Raw genomic sequence first — 13591 nt, 5'->3', positions numbered from 1 at the left:
GACACATGGTGCCGAAGTTGAGGCGTCCTTGTATCAAGCCCAGACCGCCACTGCACTCCACTGCGCTGCGCGATTTATTGATGGGGTTCCCCTACACCCCTATACCCTTACCCCCTTACACCCTGCCCGTAGGGCGTTGACTCCCTAGTCAAGAGTTCGTAGTCTGAAAACTCATGACTAATTTCACCTTTTGAATTAACCGACCCAAGCTGGAAAAACAAATATTTGGTTATGAAAGCAATTATGATTGTGGGAACAACATCCCACGCAGGGAAATCACTGTTAACAGCGGCTGTTTGTCGTATATTGTCGCGCCGTGGCTGGCGAGTGGCTCCCTTCAAAGGTCAAAATATGGCTTTAAATGCTTATGTGACCGCTAATGGTGGAGAAATTGGCTACGCCCAGGCGGTACAAGCTTGGGCTGCGGGAGTTACCCCTTGGATAGAAATGAACCCTATCTTACTCAAACCACAAGGAGATATGACCTCTCAAGTCATTATCAAGGGAAAACCAATGGGTAAAGTCAGCGCTGTAGAGTACTACGAACAATATTTTGAACTCGGGTGGCGGGCAATTGAAGAATCTCTACAGCATTTGAGTACAGAATTTGATTTGTTGGTTTGTGAAGGTGCTGGTAGCCCTGCGGAGATTAACATCAAGCACCGAGACTTAACCAATATGCGGGTGGCAAAATACTTGAATGCATCAACTCTACTCGTTGTTGATATTGACAGAGGTGGTGCTTTTGCCCATGTCATAGGAACCCTGGAGTTACTGGATCCAGATGAACGCGCTTTGATTCGCGGTATTGTGATTAACAAATTCCGTGGACAGCGATCGCTCCTAGAACCAGGAATAAAATGGTTGGAAGAACGCACTGGTATTCCTGTTGTTGGTGTTATCCCTTACTTGGAAGAGTTATATCCTGCGGAAGATTCCCTGGATCTATTGGAACGGAGAGTAGAAAAATTACAAACTGAACTCAACATCAGTGTCATCCGCTTACCAAGAATTTCTAACTTTACTGACTTTGATCCATTAGAATCAGAACCTACAGTTGGGGTAAAATATATAAGTCCTAAGCAAGAATTGGGACATCCTGATGCACTGATTATTCCTGGTACAAAAACAACAATTCCTGACTTGATATTGCTGCAAAAAAGCGGTATGGCAGAAGCAATTCAACACTATGCAGCAGCAGGTGGTACAGTTTTGGGTATCTGTGGTGGGTACCAAATATTAGGTCAGATGATAGCCGATCCAGAGGGACTTGAAGGACAAGCTGGCAGATATCAAGGACTAGGGCTGTTACCCATAAAAACTGTGATCACAGGACAGAAAGTCGCTCGTCAACGCCAAGTCAACTCGCATTTTCCACAAATGGGCTTACCCGTAATCGGGTTTGAAATTCATCAAGGGCGATCGCGCATAGAAATTCCGCTAGCAGAAACCGAAAACTACCATACTCTATTCGATGATGCTAATTTAGGCTTGGTGGATAATTGCTTATCGGTCTGGGGTACTTATCTCCACGGTATCTTCGACAATGGTCCTTGGAGACGTGCTTGGTTAAATCGTCTACGTCAACAGCGGGGTTTAAAATCTTTGCCAACAGGGGTTGCTAATTACCGGGAACAAAGAGAGCATATCTTAGACTCTGTAGCTGCTGAAGTTGAACGCCATTTGGACTTAACACTGTTTTTGCCTTGAGGGTAATTTTCATGACTGTTCGCGTCCGCTTCTTACCAGATGATGTTACAGTTGATGCTGAAGTGGGAGAACCCCTACTCGACGTAGCAGACCGAGCTGGCGTATTTATTCCCACTGGGTGTCTGATGGGGTCGTGTCACGCTTGCAGTGTGGAAGTTGAGGATGGACACATGATCCGTGCTTGCATTACAGCAGTACCGCCAAGACGCGAAGAGTTGACGATAAATTTGTTTAGTGACCCAACTTGGTAATTGAAATAATACTTATGAGTTAGGAGTTATGAGTTTTCAACTGATAACTCCTAATTCATGTCCTATTCTCACTAGTGATCTGCCGCTATGCTGCACCGAAGCGATCGCCCGTATATGCCCAGAGGGGTTTTTCCAAAACCCCTCTCCCCAAATCTCCGATTTGGGGCAACCAAACTCCGTTTGGTTGGGGCATAGGGCGCGCCAAGGGCGATCGCTGTCGAACACCTTTATTTCGTGAAGCAGTGTAAAAATTCAGCACCAATGAGGTCAGAATTGCTGGATTTGTAAGGAGTCTAGTATTCTGACTCCTGGATTCTGACCTCATTGATTTTTACGAAGCTATGACGATCAATGTCCGAAAATCTGCTAGGTTATCATCAAATAAGTGTATGCTCTAGCAGAATTAGATATATAGCCAGTTATGAATATAGACGAGATTAGGGCAATTTTAAAAAAATTTGCTAGTAACATGATGGGCTTTCAGGGTACAGCACTCGTGAATTCTGAGGGTAAGCCGATCGCAACAATTGGGATGGATGATGATTCCGCCTTGATTATGGCGGGAACGATGATTTATTTGGCTAACCGCACCCGTAAGGAAGTGCAATGGGAGGGGATTGAGCAGATTTCGGTTAAAGGTGCAGACGGTTATGTGATTTTAACCACCTGTAGCCCTGATATTTTCTTACTAGTCATAGCCAGTAAGGTTCCAGAAGGGATGCTAGTTGTAGATATCAATCGCACTGTGGACAAGTTGAAGGCTGTACTCAAAGATGAGGAGTCCCAAAGCACAGACTCAAATCAGACAAAATTGCAAGAATCTGTATCAAAACTTATTAGTAAAGATGGTAAATTTTCCCATCCTCTTATGTATAGAGGAAGTAAGATACCTGACTAACCAGTGGAGATTTACTACACCTGTTTCTTCTCAAACCCGTGGTAACCATCCATGTCATGCTCACTAATATCCAAACCATCAAGTTCCGCTTGGGGTGAAACTCGTAGACCAACTGTAGCTTTAATTGCCGACCAAGCAAGAGCGCTGAACACAAATGTGAAAATTCCCACTGAGATAATACCAAGTAACTGAATCAAGAATTGTTCTAAACCCCCACCACAGAATAATCCCGGTTTTGGACCAGGCGCAAATTGCACAGCATTATTGCGTAGTTTATCTTCTATACCGACGCTAAATAAGCCCACAGCTAGTGTTCCCCAGATACCATTGACAAGGTGAACTGAGATAGCACCCACTGGGTCATCAATTTTTAACTTTGTGTCTATAAAAAGTACCGAGAAGAACACAAGAATTCCTGCAATCAGACCGATCCAAAACGCACTGCGAATGCTAACGAAAGCAGAGGAAGCTGTAATGGATACCAAACCTGCCATGACTCCATTGATGATCATGGTAAGTTCAGGCTTACCAAAGCGCCTCCAAGAGATCAGGGTTGCTGCGATACCACCCGTTGCAGCAGCCATGTTGGTTGTGAGCAAAATATGAGCGATCGCACCAGGATCAGCCTTCAGCGTTGAGCCTGCATTAAAGCCAAACCAGCCCAACCAAAGAATAAAGCCCCCCAGAGTCGCCATACTCTGATTATGCCCAGGCATAGCAATGTTGCTACCGTTTTTGAGATAGCGATAAATCGGTGCACCGCGTGATTCAAGTTTGTACAAACGTGGTCCCAACAGCCAAGCTCCCACTAGAGCAGCCCAACCACCAACCGAATGAACCACAGTCGAACCGGCAAAATCGTAGAAGCCTAATTTGGATAACCAACCACCACCCCAAATCCAGTGACCAGTAATAGGGTAGGAAATACCAATGAGTAAAAAGCTAAAGATAAAAAATGCAATAAACTTAATCCGTTCAGCAACCGCTCCAGTAAAAATAGTTGCTGCGGTGCCTGCAAAAACGAGTTGAAAGAAAAATAGAGCTGACTGAGGTACACTAGACTTAAGGGATTTGAACATCTGTTGGTCTGTTCCATCAAAAAACCAACCTTTTGTTCCAAACAATGGGTTTGTGTTGTCCCCAAACATAAGCGCACAGCCAATTACCCAGAAAGCCACTGTCGCCACTGCAAATACAATGAAGTTTTGAGCTAATATATTGACGGCATTCTTGTGGCGACACAAGCCTGTTTCCAACATTGCAAACCCAGCATTCATAAAGAACACTAAACAGCCAGTGAACAGCACCCATACCGTGTCCACAGCTAGTTGTAAGCTTAGAGAGGGTTTGACTGGGGATGTGGAAGTTTGAGCAACTGCGGCGGAACTCAAAATCAGCACAGTTATAGCTGTCAAGGGTAAGCAGAATTTCCAATTCAGTGACAGCCAGCTTTTTTTGCACTTTAATTCTTTGAGTTTTGGTTTAGACTCCAATTTCATATTCTGTCAAATTTTACAATATATCATCCTTATCATCCTCATACATACGTGGCAAGCCGTAACGCTCATATAGTTCTTGATCTATTTCTCGCAGTTTGCTCACTACTTTGTTAGTTCCTCCTTTAAGTGCTTCTTGAAATTCTGGTTCTCGTCGCTCTTTTTCTTCGGTAAAAGCCTGCTGCGCTTGTTCAATAGTGCTGTCTTGCTCGATAAAATAACGAATTGCCGCTTCACCAATTGCCAATGTCGTAGATAGAGGTGATTTCGTATCAGCTTGTTGAACACCCAATTGTCTCAATAATTTTTCGGCTTCATTGCTCTGATCTGCGTTAGTAGCAATTTGGGCAATCATACTGACTAAGCGACGTTGTATCGACAACACTCCCTTTTGGTCACCAAAAGGAAACCAGCCAGCAAGAAATGCCAAACATGCGGCGACAAATGTATAGTCCCGGGCGACAGCTTTCTTGAGTGTGATAGCGGCGGTTGCTCCTCCAAAGCCCTGTTTACCGGCTTCGTCAGGAATACATTTATATATCCGTAGAGCGAGTTCTTCTATGTTGTACCGTTTATCGTCGTATTCATCCCATAAAGTACAAATATAAACATACATTGAACTTAAAGTTTTGTACTCGGTGATTCTCGCCATAACGCAATCACGAATATTTGCTTCCTTTGCTTGCTGTCTGGCTGTTTTGAATTTGGTGTCGCGAGTCTGGGAGTCAAAAAGGTTATAGGGCGGATTCCACTCCGAGGTGGGTTGAATTCGATCAATCTTGTTTAAAACCAAAATGACTGGTAGTTCAACTCCATGTTTTCGCTTGTGCGTTGATTTCAGTTCAGTGAGAAAATCAATATCGCTAGTCACATATGCTCGCTCATCAGCTGGAATAACGAATAACAGGATGTCTACTTTGTTTTGGACGATGTCGTTAATAGCTTGTTGAAAGGCTGCATGATCCCGTGAGTCACCTACACCACGTGAGTCTACGAATCTTAATTTCCACCCGTTCCGCTCATAATCGTATATTTCAGTGATTTGTGTTGTTGCTTTGGCTAGACCAATCTCGGTAACACTCCGTCCCAGAATGGCATTAATCAGAGATGATTTGCCCGCACCAGAACGCCCGTAAAGAGCTATTTTAGGAATTCTGCTTTGCTTCGCCAACCGCTGAAGTTTATTTTTGAGAATTTGTTCAGTAAAAAATTTTAGCGGTTGAGGCAGTTGTGACAAACTTGAACGAATTGATGACTCTATAGCTTGCATCAATTCATCAGTTTCGCGACTAATCTTTTCTAGTCTTTGCAAAATAACCCGCGTATTTTCAGGTCTGTGATTTGGAGAAAAAGCCATCAAGGAATCAATTAAATCTGCCAATGGCTTCGAGATCCCAGGAGCGCTGTCTCGCCAAATTAACTGACCTGTTGTCGAGTCCTGTAAAAATGAACTTGGAGGGTTACCTGTGAGTAAGTTGACAAATGTTCGCCCTAGTGCATAAAAATCTGATTGCTTGACAGCTTTGCCTTGGATTTGTTCTGGGGGCGTATAACCAGATGACAATATTATCGTACCTTCAAGACCCTTACGGATACCGCTCAAGTAAGCTTTGGTGCCATGTTTAACAGAGCCAAAGTCAATTAACACAAGTTGACCATCAGGTTTAAGCATGATGTTAGATGGCTTGATATCCCGATGGAAAAGTTTATTTTCATGCACAAGAGCTAGAATCTCTACAATCTGTTGCAACCAAATTAGAGCTTGCTTTTGAGAAATTGGTTGATTCTGCTCTAACCACTGCCATAAGTTTTGCCCCTCAATTTTCTCAAGCACTAAGCAGTGCAATAATATATAAGAACCGTAGCCAACCGCTAAGGTTAAGGTAAAGTATCCATCCGGCTCGATTCTAGGAATTCCTGGGTGGTTGAGAGTACTCAAGACGCTTGCCTCTCGCTGCAACATTTCGATCAACTTCGGATCGTCTTCTTTGAGAACCTTTAGGACTTTTCGCGTCCCCCGATCATCTACCTCAAAGACTTCAGTATATTGTTGGTGGCGCAATTCGCGCAACGGTTTTACTAACTGATATCGCTCATTTACAAATAAGCTATTCCCACAGGTTTGACAACGCTCCACATAATTAGGATTTTGGCGCTGTTGACACCAGGGGTTGATGCAGTAGGTCACAATATTTTTTATTTAAGCAAAGATTTTAACTTAGAACTAATACCAATTTTGGAGTAAACTTGAGCTTAATATTTGGTGAAAAACAACCACAGTGTGTAAGGCTTCCAGACAAAATTATTAAGAAAGATTAAACTCATATTCATGGGGAATTAGTATAAGTAGATATAGTATATTAGCTTAGCCTAGTCCAGACTCCCACGTCTATATAGTGAAACGGGTTTCATGTTCTAGTGAAGTTTTTTCTGTAAGTGAGCGCCGCAACAAAGAATTCATCATGTCTGGAACTCTTCGTACTGTAAAATCTTCTTGCAAGTTTATACAAGTCTTGAGGTATATAGCTTTTGTTGAACACAGTAGTGATGCTGCAAACCGCGACGCACGCGATGCTCCCAAGGGGAGCCGCGCAGGGCGCGAACGCCTCTTTCACCATGCTCGCCTCTTAATCTTGATATTATAAATTGCCATGATACTTAATAAACTGACAGTTCGCTCACTAAATTATCGCAGCTGAAAATTATGTGAGCTTTTTATTGTTTATATGATAATGATATTGTTTACTTATGATGACTAAGTTTTGTCTTTTTTCTAAAAACACAAGAATTTTATTTTTTCTATCTACAATCGTTCTCTGTTTTTTAGCAGGCTGTAAATATATTAACTTCAATGCATCAAGTGAAGCCTCCCAAACTTGTTTAGGAGGAAATTCTCAATTCAGTATTACTTTCTTCAAAACCAATAACCAGGGTGAAAGATATGCAAAAGGAATTAACCATGTCATTATTTTTAACCCAAAATCAGAAGCTTTAGACTTCAAAGTCAATATGGGTTTGTCTCATCAGCTTTATGCAAAAGACAATCAAGGGAAATTTCGTCAAGAATATATACCAAAATTATTTCATGAACTCGGAAGTAATGAAAATGCAAAATTAAACGGGCAACTACCAATTGCAGCAATTAATGCGGATTACATAGATACTAACAATAAACCTCAAGGCTTAAATATTTCTCGGGGAGTGGAATATTCAGGAGATTTTAAAAATAAACGTTCTTCTTTTGGTATATCAGCAGATCAACCAAAGCAGCGTCAGGCGACTCTTCAAGTAGGAAGAAGAAAGGATAATATTCTTAACTATAATTTAGTAGGAGGGAATGGCAGGTTTTATCGTAACGGCAAGTTTAAAGATATTTGTCAAGATTTAGGAGAACTTGCTTGCCAACAAGCAAGAAATCGCTCTCTTGTAGCTATTACTGATAAAGGTTATGTCATTTTACTAGTCAATGATCTGAAGGCAAATTCCGATATTCAAGTATCTCAAGTTAATCAAGAGCTTTTACCAGATATGTTTGATGATGTTCTTGAAGGAATTGCTCGCAATAACTGTTTAGGCAAGATTCAAGAAGGAATGTTATTTGATGGAGGAATGTCTCCAGGGCTGTACTATAATAATAAAATTTATGTGGAAAACCCCGGACCAATTGGTTCAGTATTTTTAATTTATAAGAAACCTTTGAAGAATTAATCAAGCCCCTCAGTCAAGAAATTTAAAAAAAATAGCGTAAGAATTCAGCACCAATGAGATCATTCGTCAGAATTGATAAGGAGTCTATGATTTTTGGTATATTCCTTTCATCAAATTTTTAACGGAATTCTTAACTCTTCTGACTCCTGAATTCTGGCTCCTGAATTCTTACAAAATAGCAATTAATGAAAAGACAGCTACGTCAAAAGAAAGACTTATGACTAAAGCAGATAACATTGCTAGCTGAAAAAGGTACGCTATAAACTGAAGCGAAAATAAAGACTATGATACCCTCGCAAATCGCGGATACGCTCAAAGAGTTATTTAGTGCAGCGTCTGTCAATGCTATTGCACCTGGTTCCTGGCAAGTAGAAACTCCCGATTTTCGGCTGCTGGTTTTGCTGTCGGATGATGAAAGCTGGTTACGCATCTTATTACCCATTATGCCAGTATCTGAGGCTCAACCTTTTTTAGAACAGTTTTTAGAAGCAAACTTTGAAGAAACTCAGGAAGTACGTTATGCCTTGCAGCAAGGGGCTTTATGGGGGGTGTTTCAGCACAACTGCAATAGTTTAACGCCAGAAGATTTTGAAGATGCGATCGCCCAACTGATTTCTCTCTATCGAACTGGTTTAGATAATGCCTTTAACAAACTGATTGAAAAACGTATTCGGCAGATTGTGATTGCAGCTAAACAGCAGAATCAATCTTTAGAAGCCACTCTACAAAACTTAGAACGCTTTTATGCAGAAGGATTGATGGGTGAACTAGATCAAACTGCACAAGCCAGAGAGGAAGTTTTAGCAGCATGGCGGTATCAGTTAGAGCGCTTGTGGAATGAGGTTGATTCCAATTCTCTATAAAAATTTTAGAGACTTCATTTCATTAACTCAGATCTTGCATCTAGAAATTTGAATGTCAATTCCAGAACTAAGTGCAAAAAGACGCATTCGCTGGAGATGAGGTAAAAAACAACACAAAAGTAATTGTGGAAAGAAGGTTTGAAATGCAAGTTGTGCTGCGATGCCCCCAATCAGGTAGATCTATCGAGGTCGATTTCAGGTAGTGGTTTCCTAAAGGGTCGCTTTGCGGGTTTTGTTAGCTAGAGATTATTTAGGTTTAGCCGAATGTGGAGTTGAGGTTTGAGTTAATGCAAGTGTTAAAGAAGTTTTTTGTAAGTATTCTCATCAGAATTAGGAATCTCCCGAAGCTTTGGAAGCTCAAGTAAACGCTTGTGCAAGTCTAGCATCAACTCATAAAAGGATCTGTATCTATGTGCGCCAGGAAGCCAATTAGCAAAAAACCAAGCTTCCCACTCGTTATTCTCAGATACGATTTGAGGATTAAGTAGTAATAATCCTTGATTTGAGTCACCACCGATTTCTAAGGCGGTTTGCAAATACTCGTTTCGTAGCAAAGTTGAGTCTTGCTCGTCTCCATAAACAAAATATTCTTCATCAGGCACAGGAGTATAACCACTTCCTATTTGAATTCCAGTCATCCATCCATCAATCAACTCTTGGTTTCTTGAAGCCAACCAATCAATCTCTTGAGTTGATAAAAGTCTATCAATCATATTGTCTAACTTTTGCCAACCATTACTAGCTGCTAAAAAGTTTCGGAAAGAAGGTGGTAAAGTTGTTTCCAACCGAGCTTCAACGGTGAGAATTTCAGTATCTATTGCTCCAGGATAGCCTAACCATTTATTATTAATAATCTCTGATAGTAAATTTGTAAATTCGCTATCTTCTAAACGAGCCAGTAAATCTCGGCTAAACTGCCTTAAAAAAAAATCCAGTCAAATGTGTCTCTTGTGTTTGCCATTTGTGTCCTCCATATTATTAGCTATTTTTTAGAGTTTGTTTCGCTTAAATTGTATATGAATAGAAATTTTTTAGCACACAACCCTAGTGTAAGGGGTTCTAGAATTTTTGCTTTATAGATGTAGAATCGTGCGTCGTGACACACCATAAAAATTTTTATCTTTTATTTATAAACATGCTCTAAGATAATATAAGAGATTCACTCTTTAAGTTTTTTCACTTTGTCTTTTGGATTATTTAATTGGATTATTGCATTATGGATATCGTTGAAATTCTCAAACAAGACTATCAAAGATTTCCTGATAATCAGACATACAGCATCTACGCTCAAGACGTTTATTTTCAAGATCAAGTCTTCAAATTTCGTGGTGTTGAAAAGTACAAGCTGATGATTAAATTCATCAAGACTTGCTTTTTAAATCCCAAAATGGACTTGCACGATATTCGCACAGAGGGAGACACAATCAAAACCGAGTGGACACTCAGCTGGAATACCCCCCTTCCTTGGAAACCACGTATTTCTATCCCAGGCTGGAGTGAATTACGCCTTAACACTCAAGAGTTGATTGTGTCTCACATAGATTATTGGCATTGTTCGCGCCTAGATGTACTGAAACAGCATTTATTTCCCTTAAAGAGTTCATAATGTAAATAAATGTAAATACTCCTCATCTTGGACAAAACCATCCATGCGTGTAATTCTAATGACAGGCAAAGGCGGTGTGGGAAAAACCTCCGTAGCCGCCGCCACTGGACTTCGTTGTGCAGAACTGGGTTATCGTACACTTGTTTTGAGCACAGATCCCGCTCATTCTCTGGCAGACAGTTTTGATCTAGAACTGGGACACGCACCGAAACAAATTCGCCCCAATTTGTGGGGTGCGGAACTGGATGCACTACTAGAACTAGAGGGAAACTGGGGTGCTGTAAAGCGCTACATCACTCAAGTTTTACAGGCACGGGGTTTAGACGGAGTGCAGGCGGAAGAATTAGCTATTTTACCAGGCATGGATGAGATTTTTGGCTTGGTCAGAATGAAACGCCATTACGATGAAGGGGAGTTTGACGTTTTGATTATTGACTCAGCCCCTACTGGCACAGCACTACGTCTGTTAAGTTTACCAGAAGTCAGTGGCTGGTATATGCGGCGTTTTTACAAACCTTTTCAAAACATTTCTGTCGCACTAAGACCTTTAGTTGAACCTTTTTTTAAACCAATTGCTGGTTTCTCTTTACCAGACAAAGAGGTGATGGACGCACCTTACGAATTCTATCAACAAATAGAAGCTCTGGAAAAAGTATTAACAGATAACACTCAAACCTCTGTGCGCCTTGTCACCAACCCTGAAAAAATGGTGATTAAAGAATCTCTTCGCGCTCATGCTTATTTGAGTTTATATAACGTTGCAACGGATTTAGTCGTCGCAAATCGCATTATTCCGGAAGCAGTGCAAGACCCCTTTTTCCAGCGTTGGAAAGAGAATCAACGGCAGTACCGCCAGGAAATTCATGAAAACTTCCATCCGTTACCTATTAAGGAAGTTCCACTGTTTTCTGAAGAGATGTGTGGTTTGGCGGCCTTAGAACGCCTCAAGGAAACACTGTATAAAGATGAAGATCCAACTCAGGTTTATTACAAAGAAACCACAATTAGAGTTGTTCAAGAAAATAATCAATACAGCTTGGAATTGTACTTACCTGGCATTCCTAAGAACCAGGTTCAATTAAGTAAAAGTGGAGATGAATTAAATATCACAATTGGTAATCACCGCCGAAATTTAGTCTTGCCACAAGCTTTAGCAGCATTGCAACCGGCGGGGGCAAAAATGGAGGAAGACTATCTCAAAATCCGTTTTGCTGCGGCATAATAGGCTCTTTTGTCTCTCTCGTCTCTCTCGTTCCTATTTCTCGTTCCTATGCTCTGCATGGGAATGCATTATAAGAGGCTCTGCCTCTTAATCAGCGATTAGGCAGAGCCTTGAGCAAATGCATTCCTTGCCTCTGGCAAGGAACGAGGAATTATGACTGCTGTATTGCTGACTTCTGGATTCTTTTTTAATTCCTAAGTTGAACAGGCATCGCTAAATAAGTCATCTTAAAACCACCAACTGGAGTAAAAATCACTGGGGTCAAATTTCCATTTAGCTGCACATGAATTTCAGTCGAGGGCAATGCTTTTAAACCTTCCATCAAATACTTAATGTTAAAAGCAATATCTATATCATCTCCTAATATCTGTGCTGACATTGATTCTCTACCATTGCCAACATCTTGAGCTTCACAGGATATAGTTATCTCCTGCGCTTCGCTATCCATGCTCACCTTAACAACATTGTTCTTTTGATCTGCGAACACAGCAATTCGTTCTAAAGCACTCAAGAATTGTCGCCTATCTAAAACCAATTCTCGCTCAAATTGTCGGGGAATGAGTAGACGGTAAGCAGGATATTGTCCTTCAAGAGTACGACTCGTCAGCCTTTGATTTTGCCATTCAAAAATAACCTGACCTTGGTCAAAATACAACGCCACAGGTTCCTCTTGTGAGTTAGTATGAGCCAGCATCCGTTCTAGTTCTCTTAATGCTCTGGCTGGGACTGTCACTTCTAAGCGAGTTTCCGTATTTGTATCTGGACTCTCATTAGTCGTTTGTACGACAGCTAAACGATGTCCATCAGTTGCTGCAAATTCCAGTGTGTCTTGTTGAACTGTTAAATGTACGCCGGTGAGAACTTGTTTGGTTTCATCTGCACTGGTTGCAAATAGAGAACCTCGTAATCCTTCAATTAATGCACCCGCAGGAATATGTAGTGCTTGAGTATTTTCGATGACAGGGAGTTCTGGAAACTCTTGTGCTCCCATTGCGCGTACTTGATAACGCCCGCTTTTGGGTATCAGAGTCACAATTGAGCCTTCCCCTGCTAAGGGATCATCTATAGAAGCTGATTCGTTTTCTAGAGTAATTTCACCCTCTGGAAGGCGAGCAGTGATGTCATTAAGCAGCTTGGCGGGGATCGCAATTTCTCCAGAGTGCAAGACTTCGGCGCTAAAACTCGTGCGGATACCCAAACTGAGGTCAAACGCTGTTAGGCTGACTTGGTTAGTTTCAGCATCCGCTTGTAGTAGCACGTTAGCAAGTACTGGATGTGTTGGGCGTGAGGGTACAGCACGGCTGGTGAGTGAGAGGTTAGTACTAAGGTCGCTTTGGGTGCAAACTAATTTCATGGTCAGACAATTTTGGATTTTAGATCTTAACTTATGGATTGACCCCACGGACGGGTTCAAAGGCTTGGGAATTTTGGATCTTAACTTATGGATTGATTCCACGGACGGGTTTTTTGGCTTGTACCATCAAGGAATCATTGGTCAAGTTTATGATTTTTTAGTTATTCAGTCGTCCTACCTGTGGAAATTGTGGAAAACTTGATGCACATCTACTTCAAAGATGCTTCAGTAGGTTGCTAGCTGTGGAAAACTTGTGGAAAAACAGGGTAGGTTTTCCACAGAGTATTTATACTTGATGAATTTTTCCACAGATTTGTCGAAAGTTTTCCACAAAGTAATTTTATCTTAAAGATTCTTTATACTTAACTTAACACTTGAGATGAGCCGTTCCTTGTGGAAAACACAATAAGTAGATCGGTACAAATAAAGTTTACTCGTCAAGGCTGTTATTACTCCCTTCCCGGTGTAAGATTACCGATGTCA

The 13591-nt window shown here is 41.3% G+C and carries 13 protein-coding genes; 8 read left to right on the top strand and 5 right to left on the bottom strand.

Features of this window, described 5'->3' with window-relative positions:
• Window positions 1-231 precede the first annotated feature (231 nt).
• Window positions 232-1710, top strand: coding sequence for a cobyric acid synthase CobQ (gene cobQ / locus DP116_RS20690; protein ID WP_169156961.1), 1479 nt, complete (start codon window positions 232-234; stop codon window positions 1708-1710).
• Window positions 1711-1721: 11 nt separating this feature from the next.
• The gene (locus DP116_RS20685; protein WP_048871599.1) at window positions 1722-1961 is read left to right on the top strand and encodes a 2Fe-2S iron-sulfur cluster-binding protein; all 240 of its coding nucleotides are present in this window, start codon (window positions 1722-1724) and stop codon (window positions 1959-1961) included.
• Window positions 1962-2046: 85 nt separating this feature from the next.
• Here the strand turns inward: DP116_RS20685 and DP116_RS20680 are convergent, their stop codons facing one another.
• A complete protein-coding gene (locus DP116_RS20680) occupies window positions 2047-2286 on the bottom strand; it encodes a hypothetical protein (protein ID WP_169156960.1) in 240 nt (79 codons plus the stop codon).
• A gap of 96 nt (window positions 2287-2382) precedes the next feature.
• Between DP116_RS20680 and DP116_RS20675 the strand changes: the two genes are divergently transcribed.
• Window positions 2383-2859, top strand: a complete 477-nt coding sequence (locus DP116_RS20675) for a roadblock/LC7 domain-containing protein (RefSeq protein ID WP_169156959.1) — start codon at window positions 2383-2385, stop codon at window positions 2857-2859.
• A gap of 14 nt (window positions 2860-2873) precedes the next feature.
• On the opposite strand, the gene DP116_RS20670 is transcribed toward DP116_RS20675, so the two are convergent.
• Window positions 2874-4358: an ammonium transporter gene (locus DP116_RS20670; RefSeq protein ID WP_169156958.1), complete on the bottom strand. Its 1485-nt coding sequence runs from the start codon at window positions 4356-4358 to the stop codon at window positions 2874-2876.
• A 13-nt stretch (window positions 4359-4371) separates the two neighbouring features.
• Window positions 4372-6543: a protein kinase domain-containing protein gene (locus DP116_RS20665; protein ID WP_169156957.1), complete on the bottom strand. Its 2172-nt coding sequence runs from the start codon at window positions 6541-6543 to the stop codon at window positions 4372-4374.
• A gap of 560 nt (window positions 6544-7103) precedes the next feature.
• On the opposite strand from DP116_RS20665, the gene DP116_RS20655 reads away from it, so the two are divergent.
• A complete protein-coding gene (locus tag DP116_RS20655) occupies window positions 7104-8063 on the top strand; it encodes a phosphodiester glycosidase family protein (RefSeq protein ID WP_246275725.1) in 960 nt (319 codons plus the stop codon).
• Window positions 8064-8347: 284 nt separating this feature from the next.
• On the top strand, window positions 8348-8926 hold the full coding sequence (locus tag DP116_RS20650) for a CesT family type III secretion system chaperone (protein ID WP_169156955.1): 579 nt from the start codon (window positions 8348-8350) through the stop codon (window positions 8924-8926).
• 296 nt (window positions 8927-9222) lie between these two features.
• Here DP116_RS20650 and DP116_RS20645 read toward each other — a convergent pair whose 3' ends face one another.
• The gene (locus DP116_RS20645; RefSeq protein WP_169156954.1) at window positions 9223-9711 is read right to left on the bottom strand and encodes a hypothetical protein; all 489 of its coding nucleotides are present in this window, start codon (window positions 9709-9711) and stop codon (window positions 9223-9225) included.
• A 431-nt stretch (window positions 9712-10142) separates the two neighbouring features.
• Between DP116_RS20645 and DP116_RS20640 the strand changes: the two genes are divergently transcribed.
• Together DP116_RS20640 and DP116_RS20635 are read left to right on the top strand one after the other, a co-directional pair.
• Entirely contained in the window at window positions 10143-10532 is a 390-nt protein-coding gene (locus DP116_RS20640; RefSeq protein WP_169156953.1) for a C6orf136 family protein, read from the top strand.
• A 43-nt stretch (window positions 10533-10575) separates the two neighbouring features.
• Window positions 10576-11754 carry a TRC40/GET3/ArsA family transport-energizing ATPase gene (locus tag DP116_RS20635; protein WP_169156952.1) on the top strand — a complete coding sequence of 393 codons (1179 nt, stop codon included), beginning with the start codon at window positions 10576-10578 and terminating at the stop codon, window positions 11752-11754.
• 187 nt (window positions 11755-11941) lie between these two features.
• Here DP116_RS20635 and dnaN read toward each other — a convergent pair whose 3' ends face one another.
• Window positions 11942-13108, bottom strand: coding sequence for a DNA polymerase III subunit beta (gene dnaN / locus DP116_RS20630; protein ID WP_169156951.1), 1167 nt, complete (start codon window positions 13106-13108; stop codon window positions 11942-11944).
• Here dnaN and DP116_RS20625 point away from each other — a divergent pair.
• The gene (locus tag DP116_RS20625) at window positions 13107-13310 is read left to right on the top strand and encodes a hypothetical protein (protein ID WP_169156950.1); all 204 of its coding nucleotides are present in this window, start codon (window positions 13107-13109) and stop codon (window positions 13308-13310) included. The two genes, dnaN and DP116_RS20625, sit on opposite strands and share 2 nt — an antisense overlap.
• The last annotated feature ends 281 nt before the right edge of the window (window positions 13311-13591 follow it).

Source organism: Brasilonema bromeliae SPC951, from assembly GCF_012912135.1.
GTDB lineage: Bacteria > Cyanobacteriota > Cyanobacteriia > Cyanobacteriales > Nostocaceae > Brasilonema > Brasilonema bromeliae.
The sequence above is the reverse complement of the archived record's forward strand: the minus strand, read 5'-3'. Positions and strand labels throughout refer to the sequence as shown.

Excerpts from the sequence above, each read along its gene's own strand:
- cobQ (WP_169156961.1), top strand. The coding sequence starts at position 232 with ATGAAAGCAATTATGATTGTGGGAACAACATCCCACGCAGGGAAATCA.
- DP116_RS20685 (WP_048871599.1), top strand. The coding sequence starts at position 1,722 with ATGACTGTTCGCGTCCGCTTCTTACCAGATGATGTTACAGTTGATGCT.
- DP116_RS20680 (WP_169156960.1), bottom strand. The coding sequence starts at position 2,286 with ATGAGGTCAGAATCCAGGAGTCAGAATACTAGACTCCTTACAAATCCA.
- DP116_RS20675 (WP_169156959.1), top strand. The coding sequence starts at position 2,383 with ATGAATATAGACGAGATTAGGGCAATTTTAAAAAAATTTGCTAGTAAC.
- DP116_RS20670 (WP_169156958.1), bottom strand. The coding sequence starts at position 4,358 with ATGAAATTGGAGTCTAAACCAAAACTCAAAGAATTAAAGTGCAAAAAA.
- DP116_RS20655 (WP_246275725.1), top strand. The coding sequence starts at position 7,104 with ATGATGACTAAGTTTTGTCTTTTTTCTAAAAACACAAGAATTTTATTT.
- DP116_RS20650 (WP_169156955.1), top strand. The coding sequence starts at position 8,348 with ATGATACCCTCGCAAATCGCGGATACGCTCAAAGAGTTATTTAGTGCA.
- DP116_RS20640 (WP_169156953.1), top strand. The coding sequence starts at position 10,143 with ATGGATATCGTTGAAATTCTCAAACAAGACTATCAAAGATTTCCTGAT.
- DP116_RS20635 (WP_169156952.1), top strand. The coding sequence starts at position 10,576 with ATGCGTGTAATTCTAATGACAGGCAAAGGCGGTGTGGGAAAAACCTCC.
- DP116_RS20625 (WP_169156950.1), top strand. The coding sequence starts at position 13,107 with ATGGTCAGACAATTTTGGATTTTAGATCTTAACTTATGGATTGACCCC.
- dnaN (WP_169156951.1), bottom strand. The coding sequence starts at position 13,108 with ATGAAATTAGTTTGCACCCAAAGCGACCTTAGTACTAACCTCTCACTC.